The sequence below is a fragment of the Oerskovia sp. Root22 genome (genome assembly GCF_001429135.1).
Taxonomy (GTDB): domain Bacteria; phylum Actinomycetota; class Actinomycetes; order Actinomycetales; family Cellulomonadaceae; genus Oerskovia; species Oerskovia enterophila.
Window position 1 is genome coordinate 657,717 of sequence record NZ_LMIL01000007.1, and the last position, 19,981, is coordinate 677,697.

Below are 19,981 nucleotides of genomic sequence, written 5' to 3' on the forward strand. Positions count from 1 at the left end.
CATGCACCGGTCCACGCACCCCAGCCGCCTGCTCACGGTCGTGATCGCGCTCGCGGTCCTCGGCACGCTCGCGGCCGCGGCCGTCGGTCCCCCCGCCGCCCGGACCGCGAGCGCCGCCCCGACCATGGGCGCACCGCCCGGCCCCCTGACGTGGTCGGACGAGTTCGACGGCGCTCCCGGCGCCCCGCCGGACCCTGCGCGCTGGCGCCTCGAGACCGGAGGCAGCGGCTGGGGCAACAACGAGCGCCAGTACTACACCGACAGCCCGAGCAACGCCTCGACCGACGGCGCCGGGCACCTCGTCATCACGGCCCGCCGGGAGAACCCGGCCGACCACCAGTGCCACTACGGTCGCTGCGAGTACACGTCGGCGCGCCTCATCACGGCCGACCGCTTCGCCCAGCAGCACGGGCGCTTCGAGGCGCGGATCAAGATCCCGAGCGGGCAGGGCACGTGGCCCGCGTTCTGGATGCTCGGGCAGGACATCTTCACGACCGAGCCCTGGCCCGCGAGCGGCGAGATCGACGTCATGGAGAACGTCGGCAAGGAGCCGGGCACGGTGTGGGGAAGCCTGCACGGTCCCGGGTACTCGGGAGCGGACGCGGTGCACGAGTCGTTCACGCTCCCCGGCGGCGAGCAGGTCGCCGACGACTTCCACACCTTCACGGTCGACTGGGGGCCCGACGCGATCACCTGGTACGTCGACGGCACGGCGTACTCGCACAAGACCCCCGACGACACCGGGGGCGGCGCCTGGGTGTTCGACGACCCGTTCTTCCTGCTGCTCAACCTCGCGATCGGCGGCGACTGGCCCGGGTCGCCCGACGAGAGCACGACGCTGCCCGCGCAGATGGTCGTCGACTACGTCCGGGCCTACGCGTGGGACGAGGCCGACGGCCCCGGGACGGCCCCGGTCGCCTCGACGGGCCGGCTCGTGGGGCTGGGCGGGAAATGCCTCGAGCTGCCCTGGGGAGACACCGCCCCGGGCGTGCCGGTCCAGGTCCGCACGTGCTCGGACGCCGCCCACCAGCAGTGGACGTTCGAGCCCGACGGCACGGTCCGCACGCTCGGGCGCTGCCTCGACGTCGCGTGGGGTGCGCGCGAGGACGGCGCGAAGATCCAGACCGCGCCGTGCTCGGGTGACCCTGCCCAGCAGTTCGTGCTCACCGCGAGCAACGACCTGGTCAACCCGCAGGCGGACAGGTGCGTCGACGTCACCGACTTCAGCACGACCGACGGGTCCCCCGTCCAGCTCTGGGGCTGTGCCGGGTCCGCCAACCAGAAGTGGTGGGTCGCCTCGCCCTGAGTCCGTCGTCGCCCGAGCCGTCCCGCGCACCGCGGGACGTGCCTGCGCGGCGGGCGCTCCGTCGTCGGGCACCCGCCGCGGTGCGCCGGGACGCAGCGAGGCGCGTCCCCCAGGTCGGGGGACGCGCCTCGTGCGTACCGGTGGGTCAGTCCTGCCCGACGGCGTCGCTCGCGTTGCGCGCCTCGGCCTCGCCCAGGATGCGGCGCAGGTACGTGTAGGTGAGGTCGCCCGCGGCCTTGTCGTACTGCTCCTCGTAGCCGTGACGCGTGTAGAGCTCGAGGTTCTGCTTGGAGTCCTTGCCCGTGAAGACCCAGATCTCCGTGGTCTCCTCGGGCAGGTGCGGCAGCACCGCGAAGAGCATCTGCGTGCCGATCCCGCGGCCCTGCAGGTCGGGGGCGACCGCCAGGCGACCGAGCGTGGCCTTGCCGCCCTCGATCTCCACGCGCACCGATCCGACCAGGCGCGGCCCCTGCCACGCACCGAGCGTGATGACGCCCGGGGTCGCCAGGTCCGTCTTGAGCTCCGCGAGCGTCTGGGTCAGCGGGGGGATGTTGGGGTCCCCGTAGAGCTGTGCCTCGGTGACGAACGCTGCCCGGCGAAGCGTGAGGAGCTCCCCCGCGTGCTCGTCCGTGACGAGGTCCATGGTCATCGGCGTGTCGGTCATGGTCCCATCGTGTCAGATCCCGGCAGGGCCGACGTGCTTGTCCGCGGGTGGAACCGTGCCCGTCTCAGCCCCCATCGCGGCTACCCTGGGACCGTGTCCAGCACTCCCCTGTCGAGCGCTCCTGCGCCCACGCCCACCCACTGGGTCCTCACGCTGTCCTGCCCGGACGGTCCGGGGATCGTGCACGCCGTCGCGGGGACCCTCGCCGAGCACGGCGGCAACATCACCGAGTCGCAGCAGTTCGGCGACCCGTTGTCCGGGCTGTTCTTCATGCGCGTCCAGGTCGAGTCGACCGCGTCGCGCGACGAGCTCGAGACCGCGCTCGCGCCCGTGATCGAGGCGTTCGACATGACCTGGAACCTCGACGTCGTCGGGCGCCGCGTGCGCACGCTCGTCATGGTCTCCAAGGCCGCGCACTGCCTCGTCGACCTGCTCTACCGCGAGCGCTCGCAGGGCATGCCCATCGAGGTCGTGGGCGTCGTGGGCAACCACCGCGACCTCGAGGACATCGCCGCTTTCTACGGCAAGCCGTTCCACCACGTGCCCGTCACGCGCGACACCAAGGGCGCTGCCGAGGACCGGCTGCGCGAGCTCGTGGCCGAGCTCGACGTCGAGCTCGTCGTCCTCGCGCGCTACATGCAGATCCTCTCGGACGACCTGTGCCGGGACCTGTCGGGCCAGGTCATCAACATCCACCACTCGTTCCTGCCGAGCTTCAAGGGCGCCCGCCCCTACGCCCAGGCGCACGACCGCGGCGTCAAGCTCATCGGCGCCACGTCGCACTACGTCACGGGCGACCTCGACGAGGGGCCGATCATCGAGCAGGACGTCGAGCGCGTCGACCACTCGCGCGCCGTCGAGGACCTCGTGGCGCTGGGCGAGGACGTCGAGCGCCGCACGCTCGCACGGGCCGTGCGCTGGCACGCCGAGCACCGCGTGCTGCTCGACGGGCACCGGACGATCGTCTTCCGCTGACGGACCGGTCCGCGCGGCTCCCGTGACCATCCCCCCGCAGGCCACGCTCCAGGTCGTCACGACCCGGTGGACCAAGCGTTCGCGCGGCGGCGACGCGGCGACCGTGCGGAACGCGACGCCCATCGCGTTCCGGCTCCCCGCCGGGTCGGCGCCCCTGGTGCACGCGGTCGAGATGCACGAGGAGCACGGCTTTCGACCGGTCGAGTCGATCGGCGGTCCGGCGACCGCGGAGACGGTCTCCCTGCGCGTGCGCGAGGGCCGGCTGACCGTGTTCGTCCCGGTCCCCGCGTGGCACGCGATCCCGCCTCGGCCACGGCGGCCGCCCGCGGTCCGTCTCGCCCCCGGCGAGTGGGTGCGCTGGCAGCTCAACTTCCGCTTCTCGAGCCTCGCGGGGATGCAGGACTGGTCGTACTGGCAGGACACCGTCAACGTCGCCTGCGGGCCGGTGACGCGTGACGTGTTCCTCGGCACGCCGACGTACCTGGTGGACGAGCGCGGCTCGTTGCGCTGACCGGCACGCGCGGGCACTGGGAGCGCGGACACTCGTCCGGCAGCCGCCGTCTGCCGCCCTCTGCCCGCTGCCTCAGAGCGGCAGCTTGAACCCCTCGTGCGACTGCGCGTACCCCAGCGAGCGGTAGAACCGGTGCGCGTCCTCGCGCGCCTTGTCGGACGTGAGCTGTGCGAGCGACGCCCCGCGCTCACGGCCGCGCTCGTGCGCCCACGCCATCATCGCGCGCCCGATCCCCTGGCCCCGCAGCCGCGAGTCGACCCGCACGGCCTCGACGAGCAGCCGGGTCGCTCCGCGCCGCGAGATGCCCGGGACGAACGTCAGCTGCATGACCCCCACGACCTCGCCGCCCACGTCGGCGACGACGAGCTCGTTGTTCGGGTCCGCGTCGATCGCGGCGAAGGCGGTGTGGTGCTCGTCCCCCAGCTCGCCCGTGCGACGGGCGGCGATCGCGTCGTCGGCGATGAGCTCGACGACGCGGGAGAGGTCGTCGAGGCGGGCGGTCCGGAAGGTCACGGGGCTCGGGGTGGGATCGGTCGTCACGGCTGGGCACGCTACCAGGCACGGGAAGACGAGGGGCCCATCGCGCCTGCAGCGCGAGGGCTCCTCTCGGACCCGGCCCGGCTCGAACGGGCAGCCACCCTCACCAGCTGCAGGCAGGACGTGCCCTTACCGGGTAGGCGCGCCTTGGGCGGGCTCAGGGATGAACGTACATCGAGCGGTGGAGCAGGTCATCGTCTGTGGGGGGACGCTCCCTCAGACTCCACTGCCCGGACCGCGGCCGCGAGCCGCGCCACTGCCTCCTCGACACGGGCGTCCGCGAGGTTGCCGTATCCGACGACGAGCCGGTCGCGCTCGCCCTCGCGCGCGGGCGCGGCCGTCGCCCGGTACCGCTCGATCGCCGCGACCGACACCTCGCGCAGCGCCGCCTCGCGCACCACGTCCGCAGCCACGACGCCGGGTGGGAGCTCGACCACGGCGTGCATGCCCGCGGCGATCCCCGTGACGTTCGCCCCCGGCAGCGCGGAACCGAGCGCGGTGACCAGCGCCTCGCGGCGGCGCCTGAACCGTCCCCGCGAGGCGCGCAGGTGCCGCTCGTACGCTCCTGAGACCAGGAACCGGGTCAGCGTGAGCTGATCGATCGTTGATGGTCCGGCCCCTCCCCGGTCGACGACCTTGCCGCGCCACCCGGGCGGCAGCACGGCCCACCCCAGCCCGAACCCGGGGGACATCGTCTTGCTGAGCGAGCCCAGGAGCATGACGCGGTCGGGCGCGAGCCCCTGCACGGCCGCGACGGGCCGCCGGTCGTAGCGGAACTCGGCGTCGTAGTCGTCCTCGACGAGCACGCCGTCGACGTCCCGCGCCCAGCGCACGAGCGCCTCGCGGCGCCCTGGGGAGAGGGCGGAGCCCGTGGGGAACTGGTGGGCGGGAGTCACGAGCGCGGCCCGCGCCCCGGTCCGGCGCGACGCCGCGAGGAGCGCCTCGACGTCGATCCCGTCGTCGTCGACCGGGACGGGCACGGGCGTGAGCCCGGCGGCCGCGGCGGTCTCGCGCAGGCGCGACCAGCTCGGGTCCTCGACGAGGAGGGCCCGGTGCCCTGCCCGGTGCAGCGCGGCGGCGATCCGCCGCATCGCGTCGTCCGCGCCGTGGGTCACGACGACGTCGCCCGCCCCTGCCCGCACGTGCCGGGCGCGGGCGAGGTAGGCCGCGAGCGCCGCCCGGGTCGTGTGGTGACCGGTCGGGTCGGGCGCGGCGAGGTCGGCGTCGGGAGCCACGGCGAGTGCTTCGCGCAGCGCGCGGACCCAGGCCGTGCGCGGTACGTGCCGCAGGTCGGGCACGCCGGGTGCCAGGTCGAGGCGGGCTCGTGGGACGGGAACGCCTTCCGCGCCCGACGACGTCGCTCCCGTCCCGGCGCCGGCTGCGGACAGGGGATCGGCCAGGCCGCCCGGGAGGTCGGGACGGCCGGCACGGCGGTGGGGCTCGGCGGGCCCCTGCACGGCGGCCCGCGGCGGAGGGGCGGTCACGGCCGCGAGCGGCACCCTCGTGCCCGACCCGGTCCGGGACTCGAGGAAACCCTCGGCGACGAGCTGGCCGTAGGCCTCGGTCACGACCCAGCGTGAGACGCCGAGCGTCTCGGCGAGAACCCGGCTCGGCGGCAGGGCTGCTCCGGGCGGGACCCTTCCCGAGAGGACGGCGACCCGCACCGCGGCGCCGAGCCGGGCGTGGAGCGGTTCCGGCCCGTCGCCCAGGTCGAGGATCGTCTCCCAGGCGAGCGCCGCCGTCGGGCCTGCGCCAGTGCTCCGCGAGGGGGTGCTCCTCGGTGCGCGAACGGGTAGCGAATTGGTCTGGTCCGATGCCATGTCAATGGACCATACACCCAGGCCGCTCGGCTCCTAGCGTGGAGAGCGTCAACCCGCCGCACCCCTCATTGGAGACCACGATGCGCTACCGCACCCTCGGCGACGGCCGCACGTCGTTCGACGTCAGCACGCTCTGCCTCGGCACCATGCTCATGGGCACCAGGACGGACGAGGAGACCTCGTTCGCCATCCTCGACCGCTACCTCGAGGCCGGAGGGACCTTCCTCGACACGGCCAACAACTACAGCCTCTGGGCCGGAGGGCACGGGCGCGACAGCGAGGACCTGCTCGCTCGCTGGCTCGTGAGCCGCGGCGTGCGCGACCAGGTCCGCATCGCGACCAAGCTCGGCGCGGCCCAGAAGGACCGCACGCTGCCCCTGTCCAGCACTCCCCCGACCAACTACCAGGGCCTGGCCGCGGAGACGATCACCTGGGAGGCGCACGAGAGTCTGCGACACCTCGGGGTCGACCACCTGGACGTGCTCTACGGGCACGTCGACGACCTCGACACCCCGCTCGCGGAGACCGTCGGGGCGTTCGGCAAGCTTCAGGCCGAGGGGGTCGTGGGGATCTCGGGGATCTCGAACGTCGCGCTGTGGCGCGTGGTCGAGGCGCGTGAGGAGGCCCTGCGGCAGGGGGTCGCGCCCTACGGGGTGGTCCAGGAGCAGCTGAGCTACCTCTACCCGACTCCCGACCCCGACCGGCACAACTGGGCGTCGCCAGAGCTGCTCGACTACGCGCGCTCGACCGGGAGCGACGAGCGCCCGCCGCTCGCGGTCACGGCCTACTCCCCGCTCCTGCAGGGGGCCATGGTGCGCGACGACAAGGAGCTGTGGGAGGGGTACGGGCACCCGACCTCGCTCGAGCGGCGGCGCGTGCTGCACGAGGTCGCGCGGCAGGTCGGCGCGACGCCGAACCAGGTCGCGCTCGCATGGCTGCTCGGCGGTCCCGTGCCGGTGATCCCCGTGATCGGACCGAGCAACCTCGCCCAGCTCGACGAGCTGCTCGGGGCGGCGGACCTGGACCTCGACCCGGAGGTCCGGGCGCGTCTCGACGCGGTCTGACCTGAGTGACACCGCTGAGTGCGGAGCAGTTGCACCGTACGCCAGGCGTGGGATGCAACTACTCCGCACTCAGCGGATCTGTGGGGAGGCTAGGAGCAGTCGCGTGCCCCGTACGACACGTCGTAGACCGTCCGGACCTCCTTGCCGCCGATCGTCGCCGTGCCCGTGACCTTCGACGTCGCGGCAGGGATCTGCGCCTGACGCGTCGCGAACGTCTGCTGGGCGCTCTTGCCGGGCAGGACCCCCGTGAAGGTCTTGGTGCCGAACGGCGTCTCGACCGTGACCGCGGCCGGGACCGGTCCCGCGTTGACCGCGACGACCGTCACGGTCGCCCGTCCCGCGACGCACTGGGTGCGCGCCGAGGTCGTGAGCTCGACCTTCCCGGCCTTCGGCTCGACGAGCACCGCGACCGAGCGCGCCGGGACGGTGACCGTCCCGGTCGCCGTGTCCCACGTGGTCGTCTTGACGACGGGGTCGGCCCCGTCGGCCTGGACGGGTGAGAGCGCGTACTCGCGTCCCGCCAGCCCCGCGACCGTCTGCGTGACCGGCTCGGGCGAGGCGTTGAAGACGACGAGCGCGCCGTCGAGCTCCTTGTCCGTGTCCGGGCCGACCGTGTCGTCGATGCTCATGACGATCACGCCGGGCGTCTGACCGGTCCCCGCATCGGGGAACGTGACCTTCTGGTTGATGAGGTCCGCGCTGCCCAGGCGGAACAGGTCCGTCGAGGAGCGCAGCCGCAGCAGGTCGGCCGCGTCGGCGGACGCCGTCGCGATGTCCTGCTCGCCGGGCTTGAGCGCAGGGTTGGCGAGCAGGGGCGCCATGAGCGGCCACTTCTCGCCGTTGTCGGCCTCGAGCGGCAGCCCCTTGCCGAACCCGTTGTCGGTCCCGGTCCAGTCGATCGCGTTGTACCAGTCGCCCGAGTCGTAGCTGTTGCGGTCGAGCGACTTGGAACGCAGCAGGTCGGTGCCCGCGTGCCACAGCGAAGGCGTCTGCGAGAGGGCCGTGGTGGCGAGCGAGAGGTTGTTCATGCGCACCCGGTCGGCCATCGACGTGTCCGCCGGCAGCTTGAGGGTCAGCAGGTCGAACAGCGTCTCGTTGTCGTGCGCGTCGACGTAGCTGATGATCTCCTCGGGAGAGTCCGCGTAGCCCGCGGGCGCACCCCGGTAGTCGATCTGGTCGCCGCGCAGCGCCTCGCCGGTCGACGTCGTGAACGTGAAGCTGCGCAGGTTGCCCGCGAGGCCCAGGCGGACCAGGTCCGTCTCGTGGCCCAGCGCTGCGAGCTCGTCGGCCGAGCCGTCGTTCACGGTCCCCGGCTCCCCCGCCCGGGCAGGCTGCCCGTTCGGGTCGGTCGCGAGGCCCGTGCCGAACCCCTGCGTGAAGGTCGAGGCCCCGTCGACGGGAGACCCGCCGTGGACCGCGTCGCGCAGGCGGTCGGAGAACGTCCCGATGCCCGTGCCGCCGAGCTGGCCCTGCGTGGCCTGCTCGAACAGCGCGTTGTCGGCGACCTCCCCGAAGTTCCAGCCCTCGCCGTACAGGTACACGGCCTTGCCGTCCACGCCGTCCTTCGTCAGCGTGAGCTCGTCGAGCGCGGCCCGGACGTCGAGCATGTTCTGCTTCGAGTGGTGCCCCATGAGGTCGAAGCGGAAGCCGTCGACCTTGTAGTCGCGGGCCCACGTGACGACCGAGTCGACCATGAGCTTGCCGGTCATGGCGTGCTCGGTCGCGAGGTTCTGGCAGCAGGTGCTGGTCTCGACCGCACCCGTCGTCGTGTCCTGGCGGTGGTAGTAGCCGGGCACGACCTTGTCCAGGACGCTCTTGGGGTCCTGACCGCTGGCCGCGGTGTGGTTGAACACCTGGTCGAGCACGACCTGGAGGCCGGTCTGGTGCAGGGACCCGACCATGGTGCGGAACTCCGCGGCACGCGCCGAGCCCTCGGCGTCGACCGCGTACGAGCCCTCCGGCGTCGAGAAGTGCAGCGGGTCGTAGCCCCAGTTGAAGCCGTCCGTGCCCTGGATCGCGGCTACGGCCGCCTGCTGCTCGGTGCCGTCCGCGGCGAAGCCGCTCAGGTCACCGGTCACCGACTGCTTGGAGCGATCCTCCTCGATCGTCGCGATGTCGAACGTCGGCAGCAGGTGCACCGTCGTCAGGCCGGCGTCGGCCAGCTCGGCGAGGTGCGTCATGCCGGCCGACTTCTTCTCGCCGAACGCGAGGTACGTGCCACGCTTGGCGGCCGGCACCGTGGTGTCGGCGATCGAGAAGTCCCGGACGTGCAGCTCGTAGATCGTCTGGTCGACGGCCCGCTCCACGACGGGAGCCGGCGTGTCCTTCCAGACCTTCGGCTGGGTGTCCTTCGCGTCGAGGTCGACGACGACCGAGTGCGTCGAGTTGAGCGTGAGCCCCAGCGAGTACGGGTCGGTCACGACGTTGGTCTCGACCGTGCCCGTGGACGGGACGAAGACCTCGACCTCGTAGAGGTACCGAGCACCGACCCAGCCGAACTTCTTGTCGGCGTCCTTCCCGTCGACCGTCCACGTCCCGTCCGACTGACGCTCGGCGGGGAACCGCCGGGCGTCCTCGTTCTTCAGGTCCGCGGCGTCACCCGTGCCAGGCCACGCGAGGAGCGTGACCTTCTTGGCCGTGGGGGCCCACAGCGCGAACGACGCCCACTTGCCGTTGGTGTAGATGCTCGCACCGAGCGTACGGTCCGCGGCGCCCTCGGCGAACAGGTCGTCCAGGACTCCGGGGAGCTGGACGCCGGTCGCCGCGGTGAGCGGAGCGTCTGCCGCGGTGCCGCCTCGCTGGGCGACGAGGAGCTGCCCCGTGAGCGCGGCAGTCGCCGCGTCCACGGAGATCGGCTCGCCGTCGGCGTCCGTCACCCGCAGGGCCACCGCGTCGGCGAGGGCCGGGAAGTCCGCCGCGACGTCGTCGGGCAGGCCGGCCGGGTCGTAGGCCAACCCCAGGGTCGACGCCCCCTCCGGGGCGACGACTGCGCCGTCGGCGACGCTCAGGCCGCCCGTGGGCGCCGTGTGGAGCGTCCAGCCCAGCGTCGCCGGGTCGGCACCCGCGAGAAGCTCGCGCGGCCAGGCGACCAGGTCCTTGCCCACCCAGTGCGCGGCCTGCTGGCCCGTCCCGGGCAGCGGCGGGTCCGCGACCTCGATCGTGAGCACGTGCGTCGCGAGGACGTAGGAGAACGTGACGGACTTGCCCTCGGACGCGCTGAACGAGTAGTTCTGACCGTCCTTGACGCCGCCGACACCGTAGTTCTCGGCCCAGCTCAGACCGTGCGCGACCTTGCCTTCATACGCGCCCGTGGCGAGCGCGGACGTCGTGAGCGTGTAGACCCCGTCACCGTCAGGGTCACGGAGCCACGAGCCCAGGCAGTCCGGAGACCAGGCGGCCGAGCAGCCGAGCTGGTCCTGGAACGAGCCCGCGACCGTGACGATCGGGCCCTGCGCGGTGCTCGAGAAGTCGTGCGAGACCGGGTCCCAGTAGAACGTCACGGGGCCACCCGCGGTCGTGTACGTCGCGTTGGCACCGTCCTTCGCACCGCCGACACCGTAGTTGAGGTCCCAGGACCCGTTGATCGCGACCTTGTACTCGTAGGTACCCGCCGGGATGTCGAACGTGCCCGCGTAGACGCCGTCAGCACGCTTGGTGAGCTTGGCCGCCTCGCAGCCGGGGGCCCAGTCGCCCGCGCAACCCATCTCGGAGTTGTGGCTCCCGGCGACCGTCACGAGGTCGATGTCCGTCGGAGGTTCGACGTCCTCGTCACCGCTCACGGAGTTGCCCACGCTCGCGAACGTCGAGGCCGCGGCGCGGTCGCCGTCGGCGTCGACCGTCACGGCGCGGTACTCGACGAGCGTGCCCTTGGCCAGGTCGCTCACGTCGTGGAAGACGCGCGGCGAGGTGTCCTCGGCCGTGCCGAGACCCTGCCACTCGTCCGACCCGACGACGCGCCAGGCGAAGCTGGTCTCGGACCACGCGGCGTCGTCGACGTCCGCGGCGACCGGGGCCACCCCGGTGAGGCCCGACCCCGCGGCCGGTACGGCCACCGAGACGTTCCCCGTGGACTCGACGCCCACGGTGCGGTCCGCCTTGAGCACGACCGAGCCGAGGGCCGGGACCGTGAGCGAGACGGTGCCGTCGGCACCGGCCGTGACAGCGTCTCCCCCGCCGTAGAGCGGTGCGTAGGTCGCGCCCGGCGTGAGGGTCGTGAAGCTGACCGTCTTGGCCGCGGCCGAGTTGTTGAGCCCCACGAGGTGCTCGATCTTCTCGGTGCGGTCGACGCGCGAGAACGCGTAGACGCCCGCGCCCGAGTCGGTGTAGCGCTCGATCTGTGCACCGGTGGCGAGCGCCGGGTTCTCGGAGCGCAGCGCGGAGAGCTCGGCGATGTGGGTGTAGAGCGGCGACGTGGTGTCGTAGCGGTCCTGGCTGCCGGCGGTCTCGCCCGTGATCAGCTTCTGGTCCGCGTACTCGTCGACCTGGGTCGCGAACAGCGACTGCCGCGCGTTCTTGTCCTTGCCGTCGCCCGCACCCGCGAAGCCCTGCTCGTCGCCGTAGTAGACGACCGGCTGGCCGCGCGTGAGGTACATGAGGTCGTGCGCGAGCTCGTCACGACGCTGCGCGTCGCCCGTGGTCTGCAGCAGGTACCCGATGCGGCCCATGTCGTGGTTGCCGAGGAACGTGGGCAGCGCCGACGCCGAGGAGTCTGGCGTCGTGTACATGTCGTCGCTCGCGAAGAGCTGGGACAGCCCCTTGGCGCTGTTGCCGCTCGCGAAGCTCGCGGCCGAGGACTGGAACGCGAAGTCGAGAACGGAGTTCATGTCCGTCTTGCGCACGTAGGGCGAGAGCTTGGCGGCGTCGGCGTCGTAGATCTCACCGAACATGAAGAAGTCGTCCTTGCCCTTCGAGTGGGCGTAGTCGAGGACCTCGGTGGTCCAGGTCTCCCAGAACTCGAAGTTGACGTGCTTGACCGTGTCGATGCGGAAGCCGTCGATGCCGAGGTCGACCCAGCCCTGGTAGACGTCGACGAACCCGTCGACGACACGCGGGTTCTCGGTCATGAGGTCGTCCAGGCCGTCGAAGTCGCCGTAAGTCACGGACTCGCCCGACCACGTCGAGTTGCCACGGTTGTGGTAAAGCGTCGTGTCGTTGAGCCACGCGGGGACCTTGGCGTCCTTCGCGTCCTCGGCCACCACGGGCGTGTAGGGGAACGACGTCGCGGCGTCCATCGCGGGGAACGTGTCCTTGCCCGCGTGGTCGGCCGGGTCGAACGCGGTGCCTGCGGCGTCCTTGTACGGCGAGGTCGCCTGGTCGACGTACGAGTACTGCTTCTGCTCGTTGTCGATCAGGTCGGCCGTGTGGTTGGTGATGATGTCGAAGTAGACCTTGATGCCCTTGGCGTGGGCCTCGTCGATCAGTGCCTCGAGCTCGGCGTTGGTGCCGAGGTGCGGGTCGATCTGCGTGAAGTCGGTGACCCAGTAGCCGTGGTAGCCCGCCGACGCGTTCGCTCCCTCGCCCTGGACCGGGTTGTTCTTGAACGACGGGGTCAGCCAGATCGCGGTGGTCCCGAGCCCGTCGATGTAGTCGAGCTGGTCGCGCAGGCCCTGGATGTCGCCACCCTGGTAGAAGCCCTTGTCCGTGGGGTCGTAGCCCGAGTGCAGCGCACCACCCTCGATGCCGGCCTCGTTGTTGGTGGGGTCGCCGTCCGCGAAGCGGTCGGTCATGACGAAGTAGAACTGCTCGTCCGAGCCGGCCTGGCGCACGGGCGGGGTCACGATCTGCGCGTCGGTCGCCTCGTCGTAGGCTCCCCCGAGCTCGACGGGCGCGAGCGAGACGCGCTTGGCGATGTCGTCGAACGTGAAGCGCAGGGTCGTGGGGCCACCGACGACCAGCGGGATGTTGTCCGCACCGCCGTTCAGGCCGTAGGCCTCGTCCCACGTGTCGTTCACGGCGACCTTGTACTCGTAGGTGCCCGCGGGCACCGTGAAGTCGGCCGCGTAGAGGCCGTCGGTGCCGGTCGGCGCGAGCTCGGTCGCCGCGCAGGCCGGGTCCCAGTCGGCTGCGCAGCCGGCCTCGTCCTGGAGGCTGCCGACGAGCGCGAAGGTGCGAGCTGCGTCCGTCGCGGTCGCCGCGGGGCCGGTCGCCGCGTTGGCGACGGCCGTGAAGCCTGTCAGCCCGGTGAGCCCGACGGACAGCGCCGCGAGGGACGCTGTGGCGCGGCGCGGTCTGGACGACCGCCTGGGGCGGGGTGATGCCATGAGGACTCCCTTGTCGACCGGGGAGTCGGACGTGCGTACGCACCGCCGGGTGACCGAGCCCCTGCGCTCCACGTGGTCTCCCGAGCCGGGCGCTCCCCGACGCCGGCTGACCCAGACTGTAGTCGTTGCTGAAAGTTGCAGCAAGGGTGCAACCGCATGTCGGCACGCCGAACCCGTGGCCTCCACGACGGGGACGACCCTGGACAGCACGAAGCCCGGCCCGGAAGCGTGATCGCTGCCCGGCCGGGCCACGGTTCTCGATGACGTCAGCCCGCGAGGTGGCTCCAGCGTGGCGCCAGGTCGCTCCAGGGCCCGACCTCCGCGACGGCACCCTCGTGGAGCACCACGACGCGGTCCGCGCGGGCCAGCGCCGCACGCTTCGAGGTCGAACCGATCACCGTGGTCCCCCGCTCACGGAGCGACGACCACAGCTCGATCTCCGTCGCGGCGTCGAGAGCGCTCGACACGTCGTCGGCCAGGAGCAGCTCCGCGTCGGTCGCGAGCGCGCGGGCGAGCGCGAGCCGCTGCACCTGGCCGCCCGAGAGACGGACCCCTCGGTGCCCCACGAGCGCCTCGTGACCGCCCGCCTCGACCACGTCGCGTTCGAGGCGCGCGGCCGCGACCGGGCCGTGGACCTCGCGCTCGTGCCCGAGCCGCACGTTGTCCGCGAACGTCCCCGACAGGACGCGCGGGACCTGCGCGACGTGCGCGACCTGCCCCGGGCGCAGGAAGGTCTGGGCGTCCTCGACGTCCGTCCCGTTCCACCGGATGTCGCCCGTGTGCTCCATGAGCCCCGCGAGCGCCGCGAGCAGGCTCGACTTGCCCGACCCGACCTGGCCGAGCAGGAGGACGAGCTCGCCGCGCTCCACGCTCAGGTCGACGCCGTGCACGCCGATCGTGCCGTCGTCGTGCAGCGCGCTCACCCCCGCGAGCTCCAGGAGCTCGAGCGCCTGACGCGGGCCCGGGGCGGGCGTGGGCGCCTCGCCCGTGAGGAGGTCGACCCCGCGAGGCAGGTCCATGAGGTCCGCCCCGGCCGCGAAGCGGCTCGTCGCACGCTGCCACGAACGAGTCCCGGGAGCCTCCGTCACGACCGCCCCGGCGACGACCCCGAACCAGCCGAAGCCGTTGACCGCGTTCGCGACCAGGAGCGCGGTCGCGAGGTCCCACGTCCCGGTGAGGAGCCCGGCCCAGGCCGCGACGACGCCGAGCTGGATCATGACGAGCGGCACGCCGTCGAGCGCGGCCTGCACGCGGTGCTCGAAGACCGCTGCGCGCACGCGGCCCGCGTCGACCTCGTGCAGGTGCGCGTGCACCTGGGGCGTCCGGGCGGCGAGCTTGACCGAGCGCGCCGAGTCGAGCGCCGAGACCAGGGCCCGCCCGAACCGGGCGCGCGCGGCCGACGATCGCGTCGCCGAGCGGCCCGCGATGGGACGCCCGAGCGTCGACGCGGCGGCCGAGACGACCATGACCGCGAGCAGCACGGCCCCGGCGAGCCACGACCGGCTCAGCAGCGCCGTGACACCGGCGATGACGAGGCCGTTGACGAGGTCCACCCAGCGGTCGGCGTACCGCACGAACCGGTCGGCGTCCATGGCGCGCGCCACGACCTCGCCCGGGGGTGTGGCCGAGAGCCGGTGCTGGCGCGTCTGGCCCGTCATGACCGACATGCGCACTCGCAGCAGGACCTCGATCCACCAGCGGGGGTAGACGTACAGGGCCCGTGCGAGGCACAGGGGCGCGACCACCAGGAGCACCGCGAACGGGACGAGCAGCGCCGCGGGGAAGCCCTCGTCGAGCCCCTGGACCGCGTGGCCCCAGAGGAAGCCGGTCACTGCCCCCTGCGCCGACACGAGGCTCGCCACCAGGAACAGCACGGCTCCCACGACACCCCACGCCGGCCGCACGAACAGCGCGTGCAGCACGCCGCGCGCGAGGCTGGGGCCTTCGCCCGGGTCCGCCAGGGTCGGCGGGACGCCGCGCCGACGCCGGCCGCCGACGGCCTCGTCCGACGAGCCGGGCACCCCGTCCGCCCCGGACGTCTCGGCGACCGCCTCGACCACGGCCGAGACCACCTCGCCGTCCGCGCCGGCAGGGGCGAGCCCGACGGCCCCAGCGTCCTCGCGACCCTCGCTCCCCCGGTCGACGAGCGCGACGTCCGGTGAGCCCCCCTGCGCGACGCTCGCCTCCAGCAGGTCGCGATAGGGGCCCGCGACGCGCGCGAGCGTGGCCCGCACGCCCTGCTGGACGACGCGACCCCGGTCGAGCACCGCGATCAGGCCGGCGCGCTCGATCGTCGTGAGCCGGTGCGCGACGAGCACGCCCGTGCGCCCAGCGAGCAACCGCTCCGACGCCGACACGACGCGGGCCTCGGTCAGGGGGTCCATGCGTGCCGTGGCCTCGTCGAGGACCACGACCTGGACGTCCCGCACGAGCAGGCGGGCGAACGCGACGAGCTGCTCCTCGCCCGCCGACAGCGACGTCCCGCCCGGTCCGAGCAACGTGTCCAGACCGTCCGGCAGGCCGGCGACCCACTCGTCGAGACGCAGCTCGCGCACCGCGTCCTCGATGGCCGACCGCGGCACGTCGGCGAAGAGCGCGACGTTCTCCGCGAGCGTGCCCGCGAGGATCTCGGTCCGCTGGGTCACGACCCCGACCGCGGCGCGCAGCGCCTGCAGGTCGAGGTCTCGCACGTCCACGCCGCCGAGGAGCACCGCGCCCCGGGGCGGCTCGACCGCCCGCGACAGCAGCGACGCGAGCGTCGACTTGCCCGAGCCCGTGCGGCCCACGAGCGCCACGGTCGCGCCCGCGGGCACGTGCAGGCTCACGCCGGCCAGGGCGAAGGTGCCCTCGGCGTACGAGAAGTGCAGGTCCCGGAGCTCGATGCCCACGGGCCCGTCCGGGACGGGGCGCCCGCCCACCGGCTCGGGCGGGACCGAGAGCATCTGGCGGATGCGCGTGAGCGCCCCGAGCCCCTCCTGGATGTCCGGGAGGTGGTGGACCAGGTTGTCGGTCTGACCCACGAACATCGAGGTGACCAGGAACAGGGTGACGAGCCGGTCGACGCCCAGCTCGCCGTCGGCGGCGAGCGCGGCCCCCGCGACGGCCACGCCCGCGAGCAGCGACGCGAGCACGAGCCCGGCCCGGCGGAGCATGCGCGACTCGACCGACAGGACCGCCTCGAAGCGTCGGTGGACCTGGGCCGACCGCTCGGCGAGCCGTCGCACCGCGAACGACTGGCCCAGGCTCGTGCGCAGGTCGTCGCGTGCCGCGACCGCCTCCTCGAACACGGCCGCATGGTCCGTCCATGCCGCTTCCTCGACCACCTTGCGGCGCGCGATCTCGCCGAGCATGGGGCGCACGATCAGCGCGGCGACCAGTCCGAGCACGGGGAAGAGGATCCAGGCGGGCCACCAGGTCAACCCGGCGACGATCCACATGGGGATCACGCCGACGAGCGTGCGGCCCGCACCCCAGGCCTGGCGGCGCACGAGCGTGCCGACCGCGTGGGTGTCGTCGTCGACCCGGTCGAGCACCTCGCCCACGGCCTGCTCGGTGAGCGTGGCGAGCGGCTGGTGCAGCGCCGCGGCGAGCAGGTCGCCGCGCAGTCGTCCCTCGGCCCGGTCCACGACCCCGGCCCAGACGACCTGGCCGATCGTGTCGAGCAGCGCCGCGCTGACGATGCACACGGCCAGGAGCTGGAGCGTGGCCGTCGTCGGGTCCGCTGCGAGCCATCCTGCGACGACCGTGCCGAACGCAGCGCCGACCGCCCCGACGGTCAGCGCGGCGAGCGCGAAGACGGCCTGCGGCCCGCGCAGCCGCCGCCAGTCCAGGCGGCGGGCGGGGTCCGTCGAGGTGACGGAGAGGGAGGAAGGAGCGGGGTCTGGGCCGGTCGGAGAGCCGGTGGGTGCATCGGTCATGGCCAGCCGATCCTATGGCGGGGGTACGACGTGCACGCAGGCATTTTCCGGCCCCGCGTCCTGGTTCGGACGTCATGGTCCGGACGACGGTGTCCTGTCGCGGGGACCCGCCGGCCCCGCCACCGGACCCGCCGGACCGGCCAGCAGGGACCCGCCGCGCAGAGAGCCGGCGCCCGGTGCTCCCGGGCGCCGACCCTCGTCGCTCAGATGAGGCCGAGGCCCCGCACCGCGTCGCGCTCCTCGACGAGCTCGGCGACCGAGGCGTCGATGCGCTCGCGCGAGAAGTCCGAGATCTCGAGCCCCTGGACGATCTCCCACGTCCCGCCCCGCGAGACCACGGGGAACGAAGCAATGAGGCCCTCGGGGACGCCGTACGACCCGTCGGACACGATGCCCGCGCTCGTCCAGTCGCCCTCGGGCGTGCCGTTGACCCAGTCGAACACGTGGTCGATCGCGGCGTTCGCGGCCGAGGCGGCCGACGACGCTCCCCGCGCGTCGATGATCGCGGCGCCGCGCTTGGCGACGGTCGGGATGAACTCGCCCGTGAGCCAGGCGGAGTCGGCTGCGAGCTCGGCGCCCGGGCGGCCCGCGACGTCGGCGTGGAAGATGTCCGGGTACTGCGTGGCCGAGTGGTTGCCCCAGATGCTGACCTTGCGGACCTCGGAGACGGGCACGCCCGCGCGCTTGGCGACCTGCGTCAGCGCCCGGTTGTGGTCGAGCCGCGTCATGGCCGTGAAGCGGTCCTTCGGCACGTCGGGCGCGTTCGACGCCGCGATGAGCGCGTTGGTGTTCGCCGGGTTCCCGACGACGAGCACGCGGATGTCGTCGGCCGCACCGGCGTTGATCGCCTCGCCCTGGGGCTTGAAGATGCCACCGTTCGCCTCGAGGAGGTCACCGCGCTCCATGCCCGGACCGCGGGGACGCGCACCCACGAGCAGGCCGACGTTGGCCCCCTCGAAACCGGCGCGCGGGTCGTCGAAGATGTCGATCCCGGCGAGCAGCGGGAAGGCGCAGTCGTCGAGCTCCATCGCGGTGCCTTCTGCGGCCTTCACCCCCTGGGGGATCTCGAGGAGTCGCAGGCGGACGGGCACGTCCGGTCCGAGGAGCTGGCCTGCGGCGATGCGGAACAGCAGGGCGTAACCGATCTGACCAGCGGCTCCGGTCACGGTCACGTTCACGGGAGTTGTCATGTCCACACTCTGTCACAACGTCCGGGCGCTCCCCAGGGGTACTCGCACGCCCTGCGGGTGGGGCGTCCGTCACACCCCTGAGCGCCCTGCGCGCGGGACGCGCGGGCCGGTCCCGGGCCCCTGCGCGGCCCGTTCCTCGGGCGTCGCGAACGCCCGACGGCGCCGCTCACCCCGGGAGGTGAGCGGCGCCGTCGGGCGTGCGGGGACGAGGATCAGGCCAGGCGCGCGGCCAGGTTCTCGTCGAGCGCCGCGAGGAAGTCCTCGGTCGTCAGCCATTCCTGGTCCGGGCCGACCAGAAGCGCGAGGTCCTTGGTCATCTTGCCGGACTCGACGGTCTTGATGACGACGTCCTCGAGCGTCTCGGCGAACGCCGTGACCTCGGGGGTGCCGTCGATCTTGCCGCGGTGCATGAGGCCACGGGTCCAGGCGAAGATCGACGCGATCGGGTTGGTCGACGTCGGCTTGCCCTGCTGGTGCTGGCGGTAGTGACGCGTCACGGTGCCGTGCGCGGCCTCGGCCTCGACGGTCTTGCCGTCGGGGGTCATGAGGACCGACGTCATGAGGCCGAGCGAGCCGAAGCCCTGCGCGACGGTGTCGGACTGGACGTCGCCGTCGTAGTTCTTGCAGGCCCAGACGTAGCCGCCCTCCCACTTCATGGCCGAGGCGACCATGTCGTCGATGAGGCGGTGCTCGTAGGTGAGGCCGGCAGCCTCGAACTGGTCCTTGAACTCGGCGTCGAAGACCTCCTGGAACAGGTCCTTGAACTGGCCGTCGTAGGCCTTGAGGATCGTGTTCTTGGTCGACAGGTACACCGGGTAGTTCCGCTGCAGGCCGTACGCGAACGAGGCGCGCGCGAAGTCCTTGATCGAGTCGTTGAAGTTGTACATGCCCATGGCCACGCCGCCGTCGTCACCGTACGTGACGACCTCGGTCTTGATCTCTTCCGAGCCGTCGGCAGGCGTGTAGGTGAGCGTCAGGGTGCCGGCACCGGGGACCTTGAAGTTGGTCGCCTTGTACTGGTCGCCGTGCGCGTGACGGCCGATGATGATCGGCTTGTTCCAGCCCGGCACCAGGCGCGGGATGTTGGAGATGATGATGGGCTCGCGGAAGACGACGCCACCGAGGATGTTGCGGATGGTCCCGTTCGGGGAGACCCACATCTTCTTCAGGCCGAACTCCTCGACGCGTGCCTCGTCGGGGGTGATGGTCGCGCACTTGACGCCCACGTTGTACTGCTTGATCGCGTTCGCGGCGTCGATCGTCACCTGGTCGTCGGTGGCGTCGCGGTTCTCGATCGACAGGTCGTAGTACTTGAGGTCGATGTCGAGGTAGGGGTAGATGAGGCGGTCCTTGATGAACTGCCAGATGATGCGCGTCATCTCGTCACCGTCGAGCTCGACGACCGGATTGACGACCTTGATCTTGCCCATGCGGGGGTAACTCCAACTCTGCGAGGGGAACCTGAGGCCGCCCGCTGCCGCCCGGCGGGTGCCGGGGCTCCGCGCGCGAACCGTCGATGCTGACCGCCGACCAGGGTACTCGACTTCTCGATATCAAGATACTTTCCGCCCGACCCCGCAGGGGTGCTCGCGGGCTCCCGGGAGCCTCAGCCCCCTGCCCGACGGCGGTTCGCGCCCTCGCGCCGTCGGCCCGCCCTCTGGCGCACTCGAGTTCAGCAGGTGAGACTGGTCACGTTCTCATCAGCGAACTCCCAGAGATCGGTGGCAGGATGCCACC

Annotated in this window: 11 protein-coding genes; 4 read left to right on the top strand and 7 right to left on the bottom strand. The window is 72.4% G+C overall.

Annotation, left to right across the window (positions count from 1 at the left end):
- Position 1 precedes the first annotated feature (1 nt).
- Positions 2-1,306, top strand: a complete 1,305-nt coding sequence (locus tag ASE15_RS07840; RefSeq protein WP_056762521.1) for a family 16 glycosylhydrolase — start codon at positions 2-4, stop codon at positions 1,304-1,306.
- Between the two features lie 145 nt (positions 1,307-1,451).
- Here ASE15_RS07840 and ASE15_RS07845 read toward each other — a convergent pair whose 3' ends face one another.
- Positions 1,452-1,970: a GNAT family N-acetyltransferase gene (locus tag ASE15_RS07845; RefSeq protein ID WP_036571229.1), complete on the bottom strand. Its 519-nt coding sequence runs from the start codon at positions 1,968-1,970 to the stop codon at positions 1,452-1,454.
- A gap of 93 nt (positions 1,971-2,063) precedes the next feature.
- On the opposite strand from ASE15_RS07845, the gene purU reads away from it, so the two are divergent.
- Together purU and ASE15_RS07855 are read left to right on the top strand one after the other, a co-directional pair.
- Positions 2,064-2,945: a formyltetrahydrofolate deformylase gene (gene purU / locus ASE15_RS07850; protein ID WP_056647638.1), complete on the top strand. Its 882-nt coding sequence runs from the start codon at positions 2,064-2,066 to the stop codon at positions 2,943-2,945.
- A gap of 22 nt (positions 2,946-2,967) precedes the next feature.
- On the top strand, positions 2,968-3,456 hold the full coding sequence (locus ASE15_RS07855; protein WP_200960525.1) for a hypothetical protein: 489 nt from the start codon (positions 2,968-2,970) through the stop codon (positions 3,454-3,456).
- A 72-nt stretch (positions 3,457-3,528) separates the two neighbouring features.
- Here the strand turns inward: ASE15_RS07855 and ASE15_RS07860 are convergent, their stop codons facing one another.
- The gene (locus ASE15_RS07860) at positions 3,529-3,996 is read right to left on the bottom strand and encodes a GNAT family N-acetyltransferase (protein ID WP_235534252.1); all 468 of its coding nucleotides are present in this window, start codon (positions 3,994-3,996) and stop codon (positions 3,529-3,531) included.
- 188 nt (positions 3,997-4,184) lie between these two features.
- Complete coding sequence (locus tag ASE15_RS07865; RefSeq protein ID WP_082618283.1) at positions 4,185-5,813, bottom strand: PLP-dependent aminotransferase family protein; 1,629 nt, start codon at positions 5,811-5,813, stop codon at positions 4,185-4,187.
- Positions 5,814-5,893: 80 nt separating this feature from the next.
- Here ASE15_RS07865 and ASE15_RS07870 point away from each other — a divergent pair, with 80 nt between their 5' ends.
- A complete protein-coding gene (locus tag ASE15_RS07870) occupies positions 5,894-6,877 on the top strand; it encodes an aldo/keto reductase (RefSeq protein WP_056762725.1) in 984 nt (327 codons plus the stop codon).
- 89 nt (positions 6,878-6,966) lie between these two features.
- On the opposite strand, the gene pulA is transcribed toward ASE15_RS07870, so the two are convergent.
- The 4 genes from pulA to ASE15_RS07890 form a co-directional block, all read right to left on the bottom strand.
- Positions 6,967-13,137 carry a pullulanase-type alpha-1,6-glucosidase gene (pulA, locus tag ASE15_RS07875; RefSeq protein ID WP_082618317.1) on the bottom strand — a complete coding sequence of 2,057 codons (6,171 nt, stop codon included), beginning with the start codon at positions 13,135-13,137 and terminating at the stop codon, positions 6,967-6,969.
- A 266-nt stretch (positions 13,138-13,403) separates the two neighbouring features.
- Positions 13,404-17,054, bottom strand: a complete 3,651-nt coding sequence (locus ASE15_RS07880) for an ABC transporter ATP-binding protein (RefSeq protein ID WP_056762527.1) — start codon at positions 17,052-17,054, stop codon at positions 13,404-13,406.
- A gap of 203 nt (positions 17,055-17,257) precedes the next feature.
- On the bottom strand, positions 17,258-18,244 hold the full coding sequence (locus ASE15_RS07885; RefSeq protein WP_056762726.1) for a malate dehydrogenase: 987 nt from the start codon (positions 18,242-18,244) through the stop codon (positions 17,258-17,260).
- A gap of 212 nt (positions 18,245-18,456) precedes the next feature.
- A complete protein-coding gene (locus ASE15_RS07890) occupies positions 18,457-19,674 on the bottom strand; it encodes an NADP-dependent isocitrate dehydrogenase (RefSeq protein WP_056647625.1) in 1,218 nt (405 codons plus the stop codon).
- Positions 19,675-19,981 lie beyond the last annotated feature (307 nt).